We start from the raw sequence: 21,080 nt of genomic DNA, 5'->3' as shown, positions 1-21,080 counted from the left end.
CTGCTGCGTCCCTTTCCCGGAGCCCTTCATGAAGTCTGCATTCGCGAAGTCGCTGTGCCTTCTTCCCTGGGTCCTCGCGACCGTCCTGGCCTGTGGCCCCGAAGCCGAGGAGGCTGCCTCTGGCCCCAGACTCAGGCCAGGTCAGCTCATGGACAGCGACCGGCTTCAACTGGCCCAGGTGGAGGCGTTCGGGGAGGCGGAAGCACTGGACGTCCCAGTGGTCGAGCGCAACGGCCTGCTCCTGCTCGATGGAGATATCCTCGTGGGCCGCGCGTCTGAGAGCCCGAGCGCGCTGAAGCAAGCCCTGGAAGTCTCCCAGTTCAATGGCATTCCCCAGGGCAGCCTGCGCTGGCCGGAGGGGAAGATTCCCTACGTGGTGTCCAATGTCTTCACATCGGCCCAGGAGAAGATGATCACCCAGGCCATGAAGGAGATCAAGGACAGGACAGGGGTGCGCTTCGTCCACCGCACCGACGAGAAGGACTTCGTCAGGATCATCAAGACGAAAGATGGTTGCTATTACGATGCGGGCCCGGGCAGGGTGGGCGGCGTGCAGGAGCTGTCACTCATGGACACCCAGCAGGCGAGCTGCTTCTATCACGACATCATCATCCACGAGCTGCTGCACGCCGTCGGCCTGTGGCACGAGCAGTCTCGCTACGACCGGAACCAGTTCGTGCGCATCATCTGGGACAACATCCAGAAGGGCCGAGGGCCGCAGTTCCAGATCGTCCCCGCCTCGCGCTCCGACGTCTACGATACCGAGTACGACTACCGCTCCGTCATGCACTACGACAAGAACGCGTTCGGAGTCACCAATACCGCCATCACCATCAGGACCAAGGATGAGGACTACCTGAACGTCATCGGCCGCGTGGAGTCCATGAGCGCGAACGATGCCAGGAAGGTGAGGCGCATCTACCAGAACCTGCTCGAGCCCTGAGTGCCCACACGGCCCTCGGGCGACTCACACGCTCATCACCTCGCCCCCGCGTGCCGCTCATCCGCGCGCTTGGGGAGACATCACATGCCGCGTCCCCTGGGAACGCGGCGGCGTTCTCCCGAAACGCAATGTCTCTCGCCGGTGCGGGCGACAGGCATGACGCACGGAGCGCTCCCGCCAGGGTGGCGACGGGATGAAGTGCTGGCGTGCGCCATGCACAGGTCCTCACGAGCTCCGGCGGGAGCCAGGGGCGTCCTCGCGAACCGCGAGCGTGCCGGGGGGAACTTCATCATGGCGATGCGCTGCCTGCAGTGTGGCCACACAGAGCAAGGGGATGACGCTCCGGTCTTCGGCCCTCCGGACGACGCTCCTCGGGCATCACCGAGAACCCGATGTCCCGAGTGCCGGGGCATGATGAGCCCCATCCTCATCTGCCAGCTCGCGCCCCGCGCCTTCTCGCCGCCCGTCGTGGCACCTCCACGCCCACGCCACATCCTCGACTACCTCCTGGTCGACGGACACATGGGTGACTATTCACCACCGCCCGTGGATGCCCTGGCCTGCCGAGGAGCCAACATCACCCTTCCTCAAGGCGACTACTTCACCCCCGCGAGGGGCTCGCTCGCGCGCGTCCACTACACCTTCGGCAACTGGAATGTATTCGTCCCGTGGCCCACGGTGTGGCTGCTTCGAGGACAGGCTTACTGCCCGGCACCGAATCGATATGGCTTCGCCCCTTCGGCGGAGTTTGGCGTACCGACCTTCTCGGGCGAGACATCACTGAGAACAGACCTGGTCCGCGTCGCGCCCTTCGCCTACCCGACGATGGGAGCCGGGCTCTATACGCCCGAGGTGGACTTCGTCCATGGCGTACCGGTGACGCAGAGCAAGTACGCGCAGGCCGCCAGGGCGATTCGGGAAGGGCTGTCCCTCGAGGCGGCGGTGGCGAAGTACCTTTCCTGAGACAAGGCACACCCTACTTGAGCGGAAGCCGAGCCTCGACGGAGGGCTTCACGGGCGGCGCCTCCCTCTTGAAGGAGGCCCACGACAGGGAGACCTTGACGCCGCTGTCATCGCGTCCGTGAAGGACATCCACGACCTGCTTCACGGTCGCCGCCAGCTCGGACGGGCGAACCACGACGAAGCCCCGGAAGCCACCCCGGCCGAGCTCCTCTTCCACCGTGATGACCTGGCGCCACTCGCGCGTCATCACCTCCACCTGGTCGTCCCAATGAAGGGTCAACCTCTCCACGCGCTCCCAGGTGACGCCGCCCTGCTCCGGAACTCCCACGGACACCTCGCTCCGCCACACCTCCGAATCCCCGCTCGTGCGTGACAGCGTGAGCGTCGCTGGCGGCGGTTCATCGGACGGAGGCTGCCCGCGCACACCGACGAAGGCGATGGCACTCAGCGCGGTGCCCGCTCGTCGACTGGCGGTGAGCCGCACCGTGAAGGTCCGGACGTCCAGCGACTCCAACATCCGGGTGTCATAGGCATGCTCGACCTCGGGGCCCGTGGTGACGGCGGTGCGTCCGTCACCGAAGTCCCAGGCATAGCCGGTCGGCGATTCGGACTCCGGAGGAACAGCACGGAAGAGGAAGGCGCCGTTTGCGCGTTGGGTGACGGATACCTCCAACTGGCCTGCCTCGTGTTCCGCGCCCCCCGCGCAATCACGCACCTCGATTCGGAGCACCTGCTCGGCCAACACGCCCACGCGTCGCCCGCCCAGGTCCTTGCACACCTGGAAGCGCACGAAACAGGTGCCCGGCGCCGCAGGCGCACGCCACTGGAGTCGAGCCCCCGGATGCAGCTCCGCGGCGGAGTCGCTTCCGGGCCACACCCATCGATAGAGCGCCCCTGACTCCGGCGCGCCCCCCACCCTGCCCGCCAGGGAGACCTGCCCGCCAGCGCAGGCCCAGGGTCGGTCCATCTCCAGGCGCTCGATGACGGTGCTGGAGGCGAGCACCACCCGTTCCTCGTTCAGTGCCGCCGCCAAGGCCTCTCCGGAGGCACTCTTGGGCATCGGCACCCCCTCCACGGAGGACGTCGAGACGATGGACGTCCGAGACTCCACCACCGACGCGCTGGGAACCACGGGCTCTGGAGGCGCCAGGCTTCGTGATTCCGGCGCCACGCCGTCATGCGGGCGCGGGGGATACCAGACCCCCAACCCCAGCAGCGACGACACGGCGGCGCCCGCGACGAGCGTCACCCAACGACGGCGAGGCGATTCGAGCGACATGCGCGGGTTCTTCCGCACCCCTCAGAAACCGAAGTCGTTGAGGTGCCGGCGATACCCCTTCGAGTTGGTCCGGTACCACTGGTCATCCCAGCCCTTGAAGTCGACGTCGTCGAGCAACCGCTCCGTCTTTCCGTTCAGCACCACGGAGTTGATGAGCGGAACCGCGGTCGACCCCACGTTGCGGGACACCAGCGGTGTGGAGGACGTGTCCAGGTACTGCGCCACATGGCGGCTGCAGTAGTCCTGGGCCAGGCAGCCGCTGTCACACGTGGAGAGGTTGTTGTACGTCGCGTGTTTGTCCTCGGCGACGTACAGCACGGGCCAGCCCCGGTAGGCATTGCGTGAGTCGCGCATGTCGTATTCCAGCTGCTCGTAGGAATACCAGGCCGACGACTCACACACGCTCTTGCGGTGCGCCGACAGGTAGACCCAGTCCAGGTACCAGCGGCCCGCGGAGTAGTGGACCTCGAAGATTTGAAACTCGGGGTCGCCGTCGTGGCCGGTGGTGACGCCGGTGTCGTCGAAGAAGGTGTCCAGGTAGAAGATGCGCAGGGTCCGCGTCGCGAAGCCCTCGCTCTTCACCGCGTAGTAGGGACGGCGCTCGTAACCACTCTCCCCGGTGTCGAACCAGAACAGCGGCATGAACCAGCGCGCGACCTGGTGCTCACAGTCGTCATTCAGGCCATCCCGGTCCGCGTCCGTCCCCGTTCCCCAGCAGTTGTCTCCGTAGGGAATGACGGAAAGGCCATCCGCATGCGCCTCCGTGGACGCGAAGGCGAGCAGCAGGCCCAACGACACGGCGACCCGGTGCGCGGCGTGAGCACCGGGGTGCTCCGACACACGTCGTCCACTCGGCATCTGGAAATCCATGAGAGACTCGACTTCATACACTTCCAGGAAGCGGAGCAACACATGGTTCTGACCCCGGGCACCTCTCGTCGTGTCGTCTCGTGGATGAAACTGGCCCTGCTGTTCGGAGGCACCCTCGTGGGCTGCGGTGGCCCGCTGGAGCCGGACGGCATGCTGGAGGCCCAATCCCAGGCCCTGGCCTATCCCAGCGGCGGCACTCGAACCGTCGTGTCTCGGCGCGTCACCTACAGGAATGCCTCGGGTAGCTATCAGGCGGCGTCCGGCTTCGAGCCCTTCCGCGCGGCGGGGGCCTCCGATGACACGCTCCACAACATCCGCATCGCGGAGGTGGATGCGCCCGCCGTGCGCGAGGCGCTCGTCATCATGTCGGCGGGCCAGAAGATTTCGAGCAGCGGCCACTCCAGTGGCGTCACCGGCCAGTCCTCCAACTGGGATGCGTCCTGCGACGGCGTCTCGTGCCCCAACGTCACCCTGGACGGCCGCTCGCTGGCGATGAAGCTGGACGCCCTGGGCTGGTTCCCCCGGGGAAGGACCTACCTGTCCGTGGTCAACGACAGCAACTTCGACCACCTGGATGACAGCGACTCGAAGCAGCGGGTCGTCAACGGATTCACCGGTTGGATTCAAGCGCAGGTCCGTCCGGAGACGCGCTCCATCTACCTGGCGGGCAGCTCGCGTGGAGGATGTCTGGTGATGCGGCTGGCCCAGGCGCTGCGGGCGAATACGGCGCTCGACGGCATCGACATCTATGTGTCTTCGTTCGACGGCGTGTGTCGCAACAGCCAGGGCGAGCTGGGGACCTACGACAGCAAGATCAACAACCCCGTGCGGCCCTGGGGCACGTTCTATGGCGCGTGGGCCACCAACCTGACGGCCCAGTTCCCTCGCAACCACCGGCTCCACATCTTCCACACGGTGGGAGGCCAGGAGGTGGCCCCCGCCACGGGCATCCGAGCCTTCTCCGGGTACGCGGGCTCCTCACCGCCGTCGACGGGGACGAACCTCGACTGGGGCTGGTACAAGCAGACCTGGGTGAAGTGGAAGCACAAGGAGATTGGCAATCCCTACACCGAGCCCAGCTCCTCAGAGCAGGCCCAGGTGGTGGCGGAGACCATCGACGCCCACCTGACGTGGCTCGACGCGCGCGTCCCTTGAGTGGCCGGGTGTGCAACGGCTGGCACAGCCGCGATGCGTACCCTGCACACCCACCATGCAGCCCCCTGCCCGTTCCCCCCAGGTTGAGCAGAGGCACCGCGTGATGCCCGGCACGACGCACTGCGCAAGCCTTTTGCAATGACAGGTCAACAGGACTCGACACGCAGGTCGGGTCTTGGACCAGCGCCCGTGCCGGGCATGTCGCCCGGCCCGCGCGTCTGGGGGGTGAGGACAGATGAAGAATCATCGACTGGCATTGTTGACGTCGTTGTTGTGCGCCACCGCCACCTGGATGGGGTGCTCGGATGACTCCGGGCCCACCCCGCCTCCGGGGATGCCGGATGCGGGCTCGAATGACGTGCGCGTCACGCTGTTCACGCGCCACCTGACGGAGAGCGGCCTGACCCGGCACCCGGCTGACTTCGGCAGCGGCCCCCTGGAGGCGCTCATCCCCGAGGGCGAAAGCCTGGTCCCCATCACCGGCGCATTGAAGGAGCCCGGCGTGTATGTGTTCCCGGAGGTGCCCCAGGGGACGTACTACCTGCACTATGGCAACACCTACCTCGTCACGAACTCGCGCGACCTGGACCTGGGCATCAACCGGCTGGGCCGGCCTGACGTCGTGACGTTGGAGCGCGGGCCCGCGGCGAGCCTGGCCTTGGAAGGACTGGAGCCTTGGGTCGACTCGACCTTCCCCTCCTCGGGGCTGCAGTTCATCTCGGAGCAGGTGGGCCTCGCCGGCGCGATGTACCCCGCCTTCGCCGATGGCGCCACGTCCGGGAGCGCGGAGGACGTATCGCTTTCCGTGGCCGGTGCACCCGTGCGCTTCGAACAGGAGAAGGGTGACAGGGCGTGGGTGGTTCAGCGCCAGCCTCGCGCCCTGGCGCCCCTGCCGGATGGCAGCTCGCGGGAATATACCTCCGCGGTTCGTGCCTTCCAGCTCCCCCCGTTCTCCAACGACGGGAGCCAGCCCATTCGCATCCAGGGAACGCTCCAGCCGGTGCCGACACGGGAGCTTCCGCTCGACTGGCGCATTTCCACCTTCGCCGCCATCGCCGCGGAGGTGCACCCGACGGCCACGCATGCCTTCAGTGACTTCCGGTTGTCACCCATTCCGTTCACCCAGGCGGAGTGGATTGGCTACTCCGGAGAGCTGCTGACGTTTGACCATTCGAACAAGGCCGGGGACTTCAACGAGACACTCGTGTATGGCAATCCCTACCCAGCCAACTGGGGACTGGTGGGCGAGGCCATCAGCTACTTCACCGTCCCCCTGGATATACCAGGCACGACCCCCTTCAGGCGCCTGGCGCGGATGTCCGTGAGGGACCAGCCCTCGGCGCTGACCGCTGGCCCCATCCGTCCGCGCGTCGGGTCGCCCCGAGGGCTTTCGGTGGACGGTGCGGACGCGTTCACCGGGCTCCTCATCACCCCGGGCTCGCATGTCATCCAGTGGCAGCCACCGGCCTCCGGGTCGCCGAATGCCTACGCGGTGCATGTCTACCAGTTGCGTGCTTCCCCCCGTGGAACCCTGCTCTCCGCCTCCTTCTACATGAGCGGGGAAACCACCTCCATCCGACTGCCCGCGGGCATCCTGCAGTCGGGGGCGTACTACCACCTCAACGTGGCTGCCATCGTGGCGCCTTCATATGACGCGGTGAACAGGCCGTTCGTCCTCACCGATACCGTGTCCTTCGGTTCCGCGGAGGCCTTCAGTGGCGTGCTGACCGTGCAGTAGGCGAGTCAGCCGCGGAAAGTGCCGGTGGGACGCGCGCGCCCACCGGCACCACCGGTGGACGACGGGCAGCCAGCAAGGCGTTCGCCCTGCATGGCAGTACCCGCGCTTCCAGGCCGCCGTATCATGAGCCTCTGACATTGGTGCGGACCCAAGCAAGCTTCCGTGAACGATTCGCTCAGGATTTCCTGTGAACGGGTACCCGCGGCGGCCCAGACAAAACACAGCAAACCGCCATGGACATGAGCCCCTGTAAATGGCACCTTGCAGCAAGTCCATACACACACCATGAGGTTCACCATGAAGACTCCTTTCTTGTCATCAATCATCGCCACGGGCATCCTCGCGACCTTGCTTGCTGGCGAAGCGGTAGCTACCGAGCGCTCCGGGACCATCTACAGCTTTCAAGTCGAGGCGAATGGCAGCTTCAGCTTCGTGCTCACCGGGATTCCCGACCTTTGCACCAATGGCACCCTGAACAACAACAAGCGTGGAGCCGTGGTTGTCGGCATCCGTGGCGTGACGGCGGACGGTCTCAAGATGATGTACTCAGCGGTCATGGCGGCGTTCATGGCCGGCAAGCATGTCACGGTGCGCACGGACGACACCGTCACCACCACGGGCTGGGGTTGTTCCGTGTATTTCGTGGATGTCTCGTCGTAGCCAGGGATGACAGCAATGTCGACTCCCAATCGGGTGGACTCCACCCCTGTCGTCCTGGGTATTGCACTCATCATCATCTGTTTTTCGCCGACCCGTGCCGATGCCACCCCTCAATGGGTGCCCATCGCAGGAGAGACTCCCGTCTTCGTTCAGGCGGAAGTACCCGACCCGAATGGCACATGCCAGACCGGTTGTGCGGCCGGGAAGGCCTGTGTCGCTGGCGCATGCATGAGTTGCGGTGGGTTCGGTGAGCCCTGTTGTGCTGGCACATGCCTGGCAGGCTCCACCTGCCTTGGAGGCTGCTGTGGTCAGCATTCCTTCTACGATGACTTCTCCCAGGGACCTGATACGGGGAAGTGGGTCATCCTGGATGGAGAACCCGATACCCCCAATTACTGGCGCGCCAGCAACACTACCGTGGGTTCCGGGATGTTGAAGCTCACGGCCAAGGTCGATTCCTCCGGGCCTTACGGATATACGTCCGGGAGCATCGCGACCCATCAGTGGTTTGGTTATGGGCGTTACCGAATCACCGCGCAGGTGACGGCCCAACCAGGCCTCGTGCCCGCATTCTGGTTCTCAGGCCTCAACTGTAGCGAGATTGACGTGTTCGAAGCCGGTGGCCTCTGTGCGTACAGTCCCGCGAAGGTGCTTTTTGGCCACTACCCACAAACCCAGCCCAGCTCTCCCGGTGACGCATGCAGTCCGGCTCGTCAGATTGATTACGAGCATACGGCCTCTGCCTCCTACGCACTCGGATTCCGCGTCTATGAACTCGACTGGAGCCAGGATCGCATCCTCATCAGCATTGATGGCGTGCCGATGTACCTGGCGACCTCCGCGATACCCACACCGCCGATGCAACTGCTCCTGAACCTCAATGTCGAAGCAGGTTGTAAGGGCTGGCCTTTCAACCAGGTCATCCCCGGAGTGACCCAGTTCCCATCGACCTTCTTCATCGACAAGGTGGAAGGCTGGACGCCGGAGCCGACGTGTCCCGTCATCAGCAGCACGGGTGCATGGTCCAGCGCGTCAGACCCGTCCAGGAGCGAGCCGCTGTCATGCGTGGGGGATGCTGGCTGTATTCCTCCCCCTTCCCAGACAGCCTCCCCCCTCGAAGGTGCGGCGGCCCGCGACATGTAGCGCCGCGACTCACTCTGAGGGCGTGACCCGATAAGACCTGGCACACGAGCTTCGTGACCTCACAGCGCGCCGGCCGCTCCCGCGGCGCGCTGTCCTTCGGGCCGACTTGACAGGCGGTGACTTGGGCCCTGCACTACCGACATGGCCGCGCCTCGTGAAGTTCCAATCATCCTGGGCGTTTTCGTCGCGTTGGCGACGGTGATGGTCCACGTCGTCACGATCCGACTCGAAGCGTCCTCTCCCGGACCATCAGGGCCTCGCGTGGCCGTACTCGCGGGGAGCGCGCGCGTCCCTTCCTTGTTGGACGTCGTGACGATGGTGAGCGTGGGAGCCCTGGGGTTCGTGGCCATGGCGGCCCAGGTGCACTCGCGCCGTGTGCGGCTGCTCGACGCCCAGGAGGGAGCAGTCTCCCTGACGGGCGATGGGCCCCCCGCGTCCGTGGCGTCTCATGCTCCCTCGCGCGGGCTGACGGCCTCCGAGCGACGGACGCTCGCGTGGCGCACGGGACTCGTGCTGGTGGAGTGGGCTTGCTTCGCCGCGCTCTCTTTCGCGTTCATGCTTCGAAGGCCCCCGGAAGAGTGGCCTTTCTTCCTCGTGCCGTGCGTCCTGCTCCTGCCACCCGCCCGGGTGTATGTGCGATACCGGGAGGGAGAGGCGCTCTGGGCCCCCTGGCTGCTGGCATTGTCGGTGCTCGTGCTGGGAGTGACGCGCGAGCCGAGGTGCACCTGGGGACTGCTGCTCATCGCGGGAGTCTGTCAGTTCTGCGTCCTCCGCCAGGAGCATGCCCGACGCGGGGTGCGTGGGACTCCGTCACGGGCGTAAGGTACAGGACCCGAAGCAAGGCCAGGATGTTCGAGTGACTTCGGACTCGAGTTCATGAGGGAGGCATCATGCGCCGTTCACCCGTCGCCGTACCGTCGTGGCCCACCGTCTCCTCACGAGCGCTGGCACTGATGGCCTGGAGCGTCCTCGCGGTCGGCATGGGCTGTTCCGCCCTCGCGGCCCCCGAGCACGAAGACGCCCTGGACGACTCCCTCGCGGCCATCTCTGGCGGCGACATCCTCTTCGTGGGCAACAGCTTCACCCACGGCCACGAGGAGCCGACCCTTTCGTACAACAAGGCCGCCGTCACGGACACGAATGGCTCTGGAGTGGGAGGCATCCCAGGCATCTTCAAGAAGCTGACCGTGCAGGCCGGCCTCTCGTTCAATGTCTGCCTCGAAACGGCCAGTGGCCAGACGCTCGGCTGGCATGCCTCCAACAGGACCGCCATCATCGGCCAAGCCACCTGGAACGCAGTCGTGCTGCAGGAGCAGAGCACGACGCCGCTTCCCACCCCGCGAGGTGGCTCCCCCACGGCCTTCACGGACGCCGCGCGCACCCTGCGCTCCCTGGTGCTCTCCAAGAACCCCGCCGCGAGCCTGTTCCTGTACGAGACCTGGGCCTCGCCCACCGGCGTGGGCACCCAGGGCTATCCGAGCGGCACCCCGGGGCTCCAGGCGATGCAGACCGACCTGCGCGACGCCTACTTCAAGGCCTCCAGGGATTTGGGCTTCACGGGCGTTGCCCGCGTGGGAGAAGGCTTCCTGCGCGCGGTCGACCAGGGACTGGCTGACCCGAACCCGTCGGATGGCATCTCCCCGGGCATGTTCAACCTGTGGAGCGCGCAGGACAGCCGTCACTCGAGCAAGTACGGAAGCTACCTCTCCGCCGCGGTGCTGTTCGCCAGGGTGACGCAGGTCGATCCCCGAGGCCTCGCCACGGGCGCGGGCAGCGCGGCGGCCGAGCTGGGCATCAGCGCCACCGACGCCAGCAACCTCCACCGCATCGCTCATGAAATCACGACCCTGGCCGAGCCTCCCGTTGGACGTGGCCCCACGCGTCTGCCCGTTACTCGCGCGACCTTCACGGGCGCGGTGACGGCGGGCACTCCGGCGAACCTCACCGGCGTGGTCTCGTTGGCCTCGCTCACCACGGCGGAGGGCACCTTCTCCCAGTTCGTGGGTGCGACGGCCCAGGGAATCACCGGCACCAACACCCCCAGCGCCGTGGGCGTTGCGCCCGCCAATGCCAACGTGGCCGTCTCCGGCCTGGGGGTCCATGACGGCGCGAACAACCTGGGCACGGGCCACTTCCAGTTCGGCACGAGCTTCACCGCGAAGACCCGCTTCTTCATCGTCGACAGCACGACGACATCCACCACCCTGGGCGACAGCACCACCGTCACGCTGGTCAACGCCGCAAACCAGCCCGTGGGCACCTGGTCGCTGGCGCTGCTCGCGAGCGACTTCACGCCCTCCTCCGCTGGCACCACGTCCACCGCCCTGGCGACCGTCTCCTATACGAGCGGAGTGGCGAACATCACCGGCACCCCGCCGGGCACGGTGCAGTCCAAGCTGGGCGCCGCCTCGTTCTCCCTGGCGGACCTGGGCGTGAGTGACATCACGAGCGTCAGTGGCGCCACGGGCCTGCGGCTCTCCAGCGCCACGCTGGACCCGAACGTCGTCGGGCTCTACACCTTGCCGTGAGCACCCGAGGCCCCCAGCGTCATGCCGGGCTCGTTCGTCGCCTACGAGCCCCACACGAGATGAAAGAGGGCGGGGCTGGAGTCCCGCGGAGAACCGAGCGCTGCCTCCAGCGCCCCGAGGCCATCGTGGCTCAGCGGGTTGTCCAGGTGGAGGACCTCCAGGTCCAGGTCCTCCAGCTCCAACATCGTCTCCACGGCCTCGGCGAGAGGACCGGGTGAGTCGAACGCGAGGACCTCGTGCTCACCGGCGGGCACCAACGTGTCGATGAGGAAGCGGCGATAGCTCACCAGCGTGTCCTGGACGCGCGTGTCGAGGGGGCACGCGCAAGACACGTATCGAGCCAGCGAAGGTGACTGCTCAAACTCTTGATGGAGACCGAGTGATGTTCGCCCACGGACTGACGCGTCTCGGCCCAGAGGACCCAGCGGCCGAAGTCACTTCGCGCCGGGGGGACCCGAGGCACGCGGAGGGGCTCGAGGTTGCTCAGCACGCGGCCCGCCGTCGTCAGTCGGACGCGCGGACCGTCCATCGCGACGAGTCCGGCGGAGCGCAGGCGCGCGAGCAGCGCGGGCAGGGAGCCCACCTCGGCGAAGTACGCGCCATAGGACTCCTCAAGCTGGCCGCAGTCGGGCTGCGCCTGGACCGCCTCGAGTGCGAGTTCCTGCTCCGCGTTCTCCACCCAGGGGCCGCGACGGCCTTCCGCGTGAGAGGTGCCGCGCACTTCGACACCGTCCGGAACAGTGAGGGTGTTCTGGGGGGCCGGGAGGTTTCCCTGGCCCACGTACACGCGACGCACGGTGGGATGGGGAAAGGCATCGAACGAAGGGCGTGTCCCCAGCAGGAGAAGCTCATGGAGATGAGGTGCCGCCGCGATGAGCGCGTCCCGTACCGCTTCGCCGACACGCACGGCGGGACTGCTGGGAATGAAGTGAGCTGAACCAGCCAGGGCCGTGGACGGCTCGCGAGTCGGGCCAGCGCCCGCTCATCGCCGCGCACCGTGTAGCGCCTGACGAAAGTGCCCAGCGGACTGTCGAGCAGGCCCGGAGGATGGAAGCGGTCATCGCGAAGCGCGTGGATGAAGCCATGCTGGACCAGGTGGCCCGCACGTTCCGCGAGCGGCGCGCCCAGCCAGGTCGCGAGCAACTCCTGTCGTCGATGCCGCCAGCCCCGGTCTTCGGGAGTGGGGTTCAAGTCCAACGCCATCAGCTCGCCGCGCGGGTCTCATTGTTGCTGGAGGAGGTCCGCCTGGACGGCGAGCGTCTCCAGGCGCCAGGACGTCACGAGCGAGTGCTCCAGCTCACTCCAATCTCGCATGGGAGCGTCGATTACCGCTGCGCGGGCAGCACCTGCGCGTCGCGGACCTCCGCTGGCGGGTGGGCGTTGAGCGCCATGTAGATTTCGAACCACGCCAGATACGCGCGCCAGGACGCGTCTCGCTGGTCGATGAGAGAGCGCCGTGCCTTGCCCAGACGCTCCGGCACGTCGAAGGGCAGCCGCGTGCTCCCGTTCGAGTGAAGCTGCGCCGCGAACCAGAGCACATCCAGTTGGCCGGCATCGACCGGGGCATGGGTGCGCTCCACCAGCGCGTCCGCGTGCTCCAACGCCTTGCCCAGCCACCGGGCCGCCTGCGCCGGGTCCTGGCGATCCACGGCATTCTCCGCCAGGCGCATCTCCGCCAGCGTCACCGCGCGGACATCCTCATCCCTGTCCAACTGGGCGAACTGCTCCAGGAACAGCTCCCGCCGCTGTTCGAGCGCACGGGACGCGGCATCCAGGTTTCCGAGCCGGCTCTCCGCGTTCGCACGCAGGCCCGCGGCGATGATGCGATAGGTGCGCAGCACATGCTCCGGCGTGGAGCGTGCCCACTTCAGCGCGGCCCGCACCTCCGGAGTCCCCAGGTCGCGCTCCACCTGGTCCAGGTCCTCCAACGTCCGCTGGGGCTGCCCCATCCCCAACGCCGAGGCGCAGCGGGACAGCCGCACCACCAACCGGTTGCGCAACCCCTCCTCGTCGCGAGGACTCGCTTCGATGATGGGCAGCTCGCGGTCATAGAGCGCCAACGCGCGCTCGAACCTGCCGGCCGCGAGGTTGTAGAGCGCCGCGCGGTCCACCACGAGCGTGCTGAAGCGGGACAGCCTCGGAGTGGCATCCACCATGGCCAGGGCCTGGTCCGCCGCCTTCGCCGCCTCTTCGTCGCGCCCGACGTGCAGGAGCACGCGCGCACGCGCCAGGGAGACAGCCAGCCCCGCCCAGTTGTCCACGTAGGGCAGCTTGTCCCGCTGGTCCAGGTAGCCCAGCGCGATGTGGTAGTTGCCCACCTGGGTATGCAGCATCCCCAACGCGCCGAGAATCATCGCCTTGTAGCGGACGTTGTTGCGCATCAAGTCCAACGCGACCATGTAGTGCCGGTTGGCGCGCTCGGCGGCGGCGGGGGCGCGGCTCCGCAAGAAATCCTCATGGTGGATGGCGCCCAGGAGGGCCTGCACCGCGCGCTGGTTCTTGAGCTCCGGCCATGACAGGCGCAGCTCCGCCACGGCCGCCTTCACCATCAGGGCATGGGCCTTGTCATCATCCAGCTTGGGGAGCTGGCGCGCCATGAGGTAGGCCTTCACGAAGTGCGCGAGCGGCCTGGCCATGCTCGCGGAGGTGGTGGTGACCTCCTTCTCCACCACCTCGGGGCTGACATCGGCACGCAAGCGCAGGCTCACGGATTCGACTGCGCTCTCCAGGAAGCCCGTCCGCTTCGTCACGAGGTCGAAGTCGGCACGGGCCTCATCCCGGCGTTGCTGTCCCAACCGGCGGTAGGCACGGCCCATCATCGCGCGCCGGAACAGCCGCTCGGCCCGGCGGCGCTCCTCGGTGCCCGCGGGAGCATCGTCGACATAGACGGTCGCCAGTGCCTCCAGCACGCCGTCGGCGCCGAGCCCCGATGCACGCTCGACGGCGTCCTGCACCACCGCGCGTCGGCGGAGCGGGTCCTGTTGCTGGCGGTAGAACGCCATCAACGCATCCCGGACGGGACGCGGGGGACGCTCCTCGTGCACCGCGTTGACGTGCCGCCCCAGCTCCAGGGCGAACGCATACGCGGAGCCAGCGGGAGCCCCGGTCAGGGCCTGGGCCATGGCGGCATCCGCCTCGGCATAGGGGCGGCCCCGGTACAACGCGCTGACGGCGGCGCGAGCGAAGTCGAGCTGGTCGTCGGCCGGGAAGACCTTGTGCATGGAGAGCCGACGGCCGGCTTCGACCAGGGCGTCCCGGTCATCGAGCTTGCGGTACAGCGCGTCCGCCTTGTCGTACCAGGCCTCCAGCACCGCGCGAGGCGTGGTGTCCACGAGCTCCGCCGACTCCAGCTCCTTGCGCGCCAGCGTGAAGTCCCCAGCGGCCTCCGCCAGTTCGCTGCGCACCACGCGCTGGAAGACGGCCGTCGGTGGACTCGGCGCGTTGGCGGGCTCCAGCGCGGCCATGCGTTGCCGCTCGGCTTCGCTCAGCTCCTCCACCATGCGACCGCGCTCGCGCTCCTTCATCGCGCGCCGGTGGTCGATGAGGATTCGCAGCGGCTCCTCCAGGCCCGTGGTCGCGGAGTCCTCCACCCGGCGCATCTGGTCGGCGTAGAACTCCGCCGCGCTGAAGTCCTCGGAGTCCAGATGGAGCCGGCTCAGGCGCATCATCAACAGCCGGCGCAGCTTGGGCCGGGCCTCGAGCAACAGGCGGTGGCGGTAGAGCAGGAGCTGGTCGGCGCGCCTGCCCACCATCTTCAGCTCCTCACTGAGCTGCCGCACATCCCACGTGTCGGGGACCTGCCCATCCAGTGGCAGCTGATACACATCCAGCGACTGCGAGCGCGAGCAGGTCGCGATGAGGGACGCGGAGGCGGGCGAGGGGTACTGGCAGTTCCAGGACGCGCTGGTGAGCTGGGTCGGACTGGCGGCGGCGGCCAGCGCGGGCGCGTCGTCGCGCTCCGCCTCGAAAGGCACCCGGAACAGCACCCCGGTGTCGCTGGCATCAATCAGCCCGTCCCCCGTGGAGTCGGTGAAGAACTGCACCACGTAGAGGAAGCGCCCATCGCGCGAGAACACCGGCTGCCCGGTCTGCCCCGGAAGGTCCAGGTCCATCGCGATGGGAGCCGCGCCTGGACTGTCCAACCGCAGCGCCTCCAGGTGGGTGGCGGCACGCGCGGCGAAGCCAGGGCCCACCTGCGTCACGGAGCGCTCGACGGGGACGTACACCAACCAGCGCCCATCGGACGTGAGCGTGGGACTCGTCAGGTTGCGCTCGAGCAGCGTCTTCACGCTCCACTCGCGCCCCAGCTCCACCCGCGACAAGCGCAGGTCCCCCTGGATGGTGGCCCGGCTCACCAGCGCGATGCGTGACGAGTCAATCCACTCCGCCTGCAGCGCGTTGGCCTCCTCGTCGAGGCAGCGACGCTCCTCCGCGCCGGGCAGCTCCCGCACACACAACTGGCCACCGGCCTGGTTCCGGAACGAGATGTAGAGAAGGTGCTTGCCGTCGGGACTGACGCGCGGCCACGTCACCTCGGCGCCTTCGTCGAAGAGGCGGCGCTCGCGGCCCTTCTCCAGGTCTTGCGTGTAGAGCTCGGTCGCGATGTTGCGGTTGGACGCGAAGATCAACGTGTTCTCATCGGGCCCCAACTGCCCGAGGAACTGGTCACCCACGCCCACGGTGAGCCGTGTCGGCATGCGCACACCGCCGTCGTTCTCGTCATCCTGCGCGCTCGCGCCGCTCGCGACGAGCAGGGCCAGGAGCAGCAAGCACCGCCCTTGGGGCGTCAGCACTTCTTCTCTCCCCAGGTGCCGTCAGCGGCCTCCACCCAGCCACCGCAGACCACGCCCTCCGCGTGCATCTGATGCCAGCTCTGGCGCAGCGACTCCTCGGGCACGCCGGGGCGCACGGTCCGCATCCACTTCCAGAGCTGGAGCCGGGCCCGGTTCACCCGCTCCATCAGGGCGACGTCATCGGACGTCAGGCGCCCCGCCTGACAGCGACGACGGGTGTCCGCCAGGAGCCCGTCCTTCCCCTCGCCCACGCAGTGGCGCCGCAGCAGCTCGTCGACGCGGTCCGCCTGCGTCCTGCCGAGGTTCTCCACCAGGGGCGTGGGCTGGATGCCCAGCTCCTCCAACTGGTTGGGCGTGAGCGGCACCGGCGTCGGACTCATGCCCGCGCGCGCGAGCCGCTGCTCCACGTCCTTGAACGAACCCGAGGCCTGCTCCTCGAGCGCCGTCGCGCGGTCCACCATGACGATTTCCGGGGCGCTGATGCACCCGGGAGCGGCCAGCGCGGCCACCAGCAGCAACCCGCGGTGTTTCATGGCGTGGCCTCCAGGGAGGGGATGGATTTGATGAGCTGATCCACGATGGGCCCCATGGGAATGCCCCGGATGTCGTTGATGCTGATCAATTTGGCCAGACCGCCCATGGTGATGCTCAGGCTGCCAAAGCCGTGGTTGAAGCTCACGCGCACGTGCTCCGGATAGCCCAGGCTCAAGGCATAGCGGACCCGGTTGGTAGCGGGGTCCACGTGGCGCGGGTCCTCCAGGTCCAACAGGTCGAGCAGGTGCCGATTGCCGATGCGCAGGATTTCCGCGCGGCCGTTGATGCTGCGGTCCTTGGCGGAGATGACCATCGCGGCATTGCCGTCGAAGGGCTCGCCGTGTGAGGACTTCACGCCGGTGGCCCTCACGCGCGCCTCCAGCGTCGACTGCTTGCCCTGCCAGTCCAGGAGCCACTGGCCGGTGATGCGCCCGCCGCGAACGCCCATCTCCAGTTGAGTCATCGAGACCACGTGCTGGTCGATGGCGAGGTTGCCCGCCAGCGGAGAGATGGAGACCTGCGGCGTGGTGATGCTGGCCACCGACACGAACCCGCTGCGCGAGAGCAAGGGGTGCTGGTCGGCGAACCGCAGCATCGGGTACGGATTCACGTCGATGTCGTCCAGGAGCCGCACCTGGCCCTCGGTGAACTGGAAGTTCTCCGTGAGCGGGACGTTGCCATCGAGCGCCTCGACGACGATTCCCTGCGGGGGCAGTCGGACATTCACGTTCTGGAACAGCAGGCTGGAGAAGGTCCGGAAGCCCACGAGGTCGGGAGACGCCACCCGGAACTCGACCGCGACCTTGCCGCTGCTCTCCAGGAGACCGGGCTGGGCGAGCTTGGACAGGTCCTGCGCCAGTTGTCCCCGCAGCGCCAGGCGCCGCCGCTCCTCGCCGAGGTCCAGCCTGCCTCTCACCTTCAGCTCGGTGCTCGTCCCACCGTTGGACAGCAGCAGGTCGGGGACGTGGATGACACCCGAGGCCTTGCGAGTCGCGGTGAACGCCAACGTCAGGTCCTGCACCGGATACGGCAGCGCCGGCTTCTGCTCCAGCGTGCGCGCCTTCAGGTCCTGCTTCACCTCGATGTCGTCCGCCTCCCACTTGTCGGAGAAGGTGAAGAGGGTATCGCTGGACAGGTCGGCGAAGGTGAACCGACGGTCCTGCAAGCCGACCGTGAGCTTCTCCGCGGTCAGGTCACCGTGGACGCTCCGCCGGGGTCCATCGATGTGCGACTCGATTCGCCAGTGCACCGCGGGGAGGTTGAGGGACAGGGCATCGTCCCTCCAGCGGACGCCGAGCGCGTCCATCACCGCCGTCCCCTCGAAGCCCACGCCCCGCAGCGGCGTGGGCATCAGCCGCACCTGGCCCTCGGAGGTGATGTCCTTGAAGATGCCAAACAGGGTGCCATGCACATCGAGCTTCAGCGCGAACTTCGAGGCATCCACCGCCGCGGGCACATGGAACCGGGCCAGGAGCTTTGACAACGGACCGAGGGGCGGGAGGTCCGCCGTCACATCGCCGCGAAGCGCACGGGTCTTCCGGTCGAAGGCCAGCGCGACATCGACCCCTCCCTTCAGCCCCTCCTTGCTGGTGACGACCAAGCGAACCGCGGGTTTCCGACGGTCGACGTCGAACGTCATGAACTGGTGCTGAGTGCCCACCTCCAGGTCACCCGCGCGAAGCCCTTCGACTCGAACGTCCAGCTCCGCCTTGTGTCGCCATACATCTCCCCGCGAGCTCGTCACGACGGCGATGGTGCTGGCCGTCACGTCGTCCCATGCGGGCCGCGTCAGCCGCAGCTCCGTCCGGTGGTCCCAGCGAGGCGTGGGAGAGAAGAGCGCCGTCGCCGTGCCCTTGGACGTCAGGTCCACGCCCAGGTCCTTCCAGCCCAGACGCGCGGCGACTTCGTTGGGGAGGAAGGGCCGCGCGACGGCGAGGTCCGGAGTCTGGGCGGTCAGGGTGAACGCCACGTCCTCCGGGCCCTTGGTGGCATCCAGGGACGCGTGCACCGCGCCGACATCGAGCGTCACGCGGGCCCGGGCCCGGCTGAGCCGTGGCTCGTCGAGCAGCGGGAACACCTCCGACGCATCCAGCTTCAGGTGCACGGGGCCCTTCAGCACCTCGCGCCCATCCGCCAGGACGACCTGGAGCGCGCCCACGGGCACGTCCGCGCTCAGCGCGAAGGGCGGCTCCCTGGCCAACGGAGCTCGGAGCTGAATGCCCAGTCGTTCGGCCTTCGCACGGACACCCGAGGCACTGACGTCCAGCGCCTCCACCATGGCGGACAGCGTTGCATCCCCCGCGAGCATGAGCGGTGAAGAGGGCTCCGGTCGCAGCTGGTGTCCCTTCAGTTCACCCTGGGCCTTCGGAACTCGCAGCGTGGTGGGCCCGTCGACCGCCAGCGCCTGGAGCGCGAAGGCCAGTTGAGCGGACAGCCCCTGCTTCGAGTCAGGCGTCGCGACCAGGGAAACGCGGCCACTGCCGAGCGCCACCTGAAGCGCGTCCTGGACCATCCGGACCGACGTGACGTCGACGTCCAGGCCCAGCTTGCCCTGGGCGCCCAGGGTCGGCACGGCGCTCAGCGTGACGTCCCGGGCGTCCAGGTGCGCCTTGCCTTGTTCGAGGACGAGCGGACGCCACTCAGCGGGAATCCCTTGCAGCAACCCTCCGAGGTCCACGTCCGCCAGGGCCCGCGTCACGAACACGGGCACCTCCGCCGCATCCGGCAGCACCACCAGGGCTTCCACCTGGGCGCTGTCGGTCAGCCGGGTGCGCTCCAGCTCGATGACGGTGTGTCGCTTCTCCGTGTCGAACCGCGCGGACACCGCGCCGTGCAGCAGCGTGCTGACCGTGAACCGCGAATCGAAGCTCTGCCGCACGACATCCAGGTCCACCCGCGCGCGAGCGGCCTCGGCTCCTGCCTCCACCGAAAGCACCAGCTCCAGCGCCGCCACTCCCGTGGGAACGGCGGGGCCTTCACGGCGCACCTCCAGGGGCAGTGGAGCGCCAGCACCGCCCAGGTTCGCGAAGACCTTCCATCTCCCGTCCTGCTCCTTCAACTCGAGCAGCGCCGCGAGCCCGCGCAAGGACCAGCGGTCCACGACCTCGCCGTTCCGGACGCGGACGTAGGCCAACGACACGCCCGACACCTCGACCTTCCCGACGGGAGGCGCCGAAGCCAGGAAGGAAGCGAGCTGCTGGGAGGTTCCAAGGGGAGCTTCAGCGGGCAGCGGCTCCGGCTGCGTCAAGAGCGTGAGGGACGTGGGCCCCGCGTCATCGGCCACCAGGGTGACGGCCACGTCCCGCGCGGACACCCGCTCCAGCAGCGTGGGCCCATTCAGGAGTGAATCCAGCGTCCACTGCGCCTCCAGCGTGCCGACGCGCAGCAGCTCGGGCGCGGCGGCGTGAAGCGGCGCCGGGGTCCGCACCACCAGCCCTTCCAGTCGCAACCCCGACAGAATGGCAACGTGGGCGCGCTGGTAATCCAGTGACAGGCCCGTGGCCGCTTCCACCCTGGGAAGGATGCGCGGCTTCACCCACGGGTGGTCGAGGTTGTGCAAGACCACCACGGCCCCGAGCAGCACGAGCGCGGGGAGCACGACGAGCAGCAGGACCACGCCCGCGAAGACTCGCGCCCACCGCCGACGAGGCCTTTCCGCTCTAGGGGATTCCATGGTGCTCGATGAGGGCGAGCGGCCATCATCTCGGGGAGCCTGAGCGAAGTCGAGCACCCGTTGCGGGCAAGCGAGCGGGCACAGGAAGGCAGCGGAGGGCCGCTGGCGAACCCCTCGGGGGAGCGCGGAGGAAGTGCCCGGATTCCGTGCGGCTATCGCGCTTCGTCTTTGACGAGCAGTGAATCCGGGTCCGTGAACAACACATCCGCCCGGTCAGACAGCGCCATGCGCTGCAACCCCTCGTTGGCGCCTTCGCCCGCGAAGTCACACGGCGTGTCGCGCAGCAGGAAGGCCTTCTCGGAGGACCTGACGTTTTCGGGCAGTTCAGCGAAGGTGTAGTACGTGTGGCTCGGGATGCTGATGGGCTCGTTGGTGTTCTGATACCGGTCCGCCACCTGGGGCAACGCTTCCTCGCCATCGGCGCCCTTCCGACCGTAAGCGGCCTCCGTCATGTCGAAGCGGAGGAAACACTGGTCCTCGCGTGTCGGCAGGAGGAGCTCGTCGAAGCCGTAGGGGACGTCGACGGAAAAGTGGATGACGGTGCCGGACACGGGGTCCGTCAGCTTCACCTTGTGCGGGCCGCGACTGACCTCGAAGACGAGGTGGTCACCGTCCGTGCTCGCCTCCGGCGTCGGCTTCCCGTCCACGGAGAGCTCCACCGCGCTGCCCGCGACTGTCAGGACGTGCAGCCTGCCGACGCCGAGGGCGCGGATGAGCACCGAGGCGAGGCCCGCGCCGACGAATCCGATGACGACGACGGCGACGGCGATGATTTGAACCTTGCGCACCACGATGACCCCC

Annotated in this window: 16 protein-coding genes; 8 read left to right on the top strand and 8 right to left on the bottom strand. The window is 67.7% G+C overall.

From position 1 onward, the window contains the following. The first annotated feature begins 28 nt into the window (after positions 1 to 28). The gene (locus tag G4D83_RS25780) at positions 29 to 943 is read left to right on the top strand and encodes a M12 family metallopeptidase (RefSeq protein WP_163867485.1); all 915 of its coding nucleotides are present in this window, start codon (positions 29 to 31) and stop codon (positions 941 to 943) included. Between the two features lie 411 nt (positions 944 to 1,354). Next, positions 1,355 to 1,906 carry a hypothetical protein gene (locus G4D83_RS25775; RefSeq protein ID WP_163867484.1) on the top strand — a complete coding sequence of 184 codons (552 nt, stop codon included), beginning with the start codon at positions 1,355 to 1,357 and terminating at the stop codon, positions 1,904 to 1,906. Positions 1,907 to 1,919: 13 nt separating this feature from the next. Here G4D83_RS25775 and G4D83_RS25770 read toward each other — a convergent pair whose 3' ends face one another. Further along, entirely contained in the window at positions 1,920 to 3,185 is a 1,266-nt protein-coding gene (locus tag G4D83_RS25770) for a PKD domain-containing protein (protein WP_163867483.1), read from the bottom strand. A 21-nt stretch (positions 3,186 to 3,206) separates the two neighbouring features. Next, the gene (locus tag G4D83_RS25765; protein WP_240356582.1) at positions 3,207 to 4,055 is read right to left on the bottom strand and encodes a hypothetical protein; all 849 of its coding nucleotides are present in this window, start codon (positions 4,053 to 4,055) and stop codon (positions 3,207 to 3,209) included. A 42-nt stretch (positions 4,056 to 4,097) separates the two neighbouring features. Here G4D83_RS25765 and G4D83_RS25760 point away from each other — a divergent pair, with 42 nt between their 5' ends. The 6 genes from G4D83_RS25760 to G4D83_RS25735 all read left to right on the top strand — a co-directional run bounded on the left by G4D83_RS25760 (position 4,098) and on the right by G4D83_RS25735 (position 11,279). Beyond that, positions 4,098 to 5,210 carry a hypothetical protein gene (locus G4D83_RS25760; protein WP_163867482.1) on the top strand — a complete coding sequence of 371 codons (1,113 nt, stop codon included), beginning with the start codon at positions 4,098 to 4,100 and terminating at the stop codon, positions 5,208 to 5,210. A 235-nt stretch (positions 5,211 to 5,445) separates the two neighbouring features. After that, a complete protein-coding gene (locus G4D83_RS25755; RefSeq protein WP_163867481.1) occupies positions 5,446 to 6,948 on the top strand; it encodes a hypothetical protein in 1,503 nt (500 codons plus the stop codon). A gap of 297 nt (positions 6,949 to 7,245) precedes the next feature. Continuing rightward, positions 7,246 to 7,608, top strand: a complete 363-nt coding sequence (locus G4D83_RS25750) for a hypothetical protein (RefSeq protein ID WP_163867480.1) — start codon at positions 7,246 to 7,248, stop codon at positions 7,606 to 7,608. Positions 7,609 to 7,614: 6 nt separating this feature from the next. After that, positions 7,615 to 8,751: a glycoside hydrolase family 16 protein gene (locus G4D83_RS25745; protein WP_338041943.1), complete on the top strand. Its 1,137-nt coding sequence runs from the start codon at positions 7,615 to 7,617 to the stop codon at positions 8,749 to 8,751. A 261-nt stretch (positions 8,752 to 9,012) separates the two neighbouring features. After that, the gene (locus G4D83_RS25740; RefSeq protein ID WP_163867478.1) at positions 9,013 to 9,573 is read left to right on the top strand and encodes a hypothetical protein; all 561 of its coding nucleotides are present in this window, start codon (positions 9,013 to 9,015) and stop codon (positions 9,571 to 9,573) included. A gap of 68 nt (positions 9,574 to 9,641) precedes the next feature. Next, positions 9,642 to 11,279, top strand: coding sequence for a cell division protein FtsK (locus G4D83_RS25735; protein WP_163867477.1), 1,638 nt, complete (start codon positions 9,642 to 9,644; stop codon positions 11,277 to 11,279). A 41-nt stretch (positions 11,280 to 11,320) separates the two neighbouring features. Here G4D83_RS25735 and G4D83_RS25730 read toward each other — a convergent pair whose 3' ends face one another. The 6 genes from G4D83_RS25730 to G4D83_RS25705 form a co-directional block, all read right to left on the bottom strand. Further along, the gene (locus tag G4D83_RS25730) at positions 11,321 to 11,566 is read right to left on the bottom strand and encodes a hypothetical protein (RefSeq protein ID WP_163867476.1); all 246 of its coding nucleotides are present in this window, start codon (positions 11,564 to 11,566) and stop codon (positions 11,321 to 11,323) included. Then, complete coding sequence (locus tag G4D83_RS25725; protein WP_163867475.1) at positions 11,563 to 12,186, bottom strand: hypothetical protein; 624 nt, start codon at positions 12,184 to 12,186, stop codon at positions 11,563 to 11,565. The genes G4D83_RS25730 and G4D83_RS25725 overlap by 4 nt, the downstream gene beginning before the upstream one ends. A gap of 418 nt (positions 12,187 to 12,604) precedes the next feature. Further along, positions 12,605 to 16,072 carry a TolB-like translocation protein gene (locus G4D83_RS25720; RefSeq protein WP_163867474.1) on the bottom strand — a complete coding sequence of 1,156 codons (3,468 nt, stop codon included), beginning with the start codon at positions 16,070 to 16,072 and terminating at the stop codon, positions 12,605 to 12,607. Further along, positions 16,066 to 16,605 carry a DUF1318 domain-containing protein gene (locus G4D83_RS25715; RefSeq protein WP_163867473.1) on the bottom strand — a complete coding sequence of 180 codons (540 nt, stop codon included), beginning with the start codon at positions 16,603 to 16,605 and terminating at the stop codon, positions 16,066 to 16,068. Before G4D83_RS25715 ends, G4D83_RS25720 begins: the two co-directional genes overlap by 7 nt. After that, entirely contained in the window at positions 16,602 to 20,279 is a 3,678-nt protein-coding gene (locus G4D83_RS25710; protein ID WP_163867472.1) for a hypothetical protein, read from the bottom strand. The genes G4D83_RS25715 and G4D83_RS25710 overlap by 4 nt, the downstream gene beginning before the upstream one ends. A 152-nt stretch (positions 20,280 to 20,431) precedes the next feature. Further along, the gene (locus G4D83_RS25705; protein WP_163867471.1) at positions 20,432 to 21,070 is read right to left on the bottom strand and encodes a hypothetical protein; all 639 of its coding nucleotides are present in this window, start codon (positions 21,068 to 21,070) and stop codon (positions 20,432 to 20,434) included. Positions 21,071 to 21,080: the final 10 nt, after the last annotated feature.

This window comes from Myxococcus eversor, assembly GCF_010894455.1.
GTDB classification, from domain to species: Bacteria; Myxococcota; Myxococcia; order Myxococcales; family Myxococcaceae; genus Myxococcus; species Myxococcus eversor.
The sequence above is the reverse complement of the archived record's forward strand: the minus strand, read 5'-3'. Positions and strand labels throughout refer to the sequence as shown.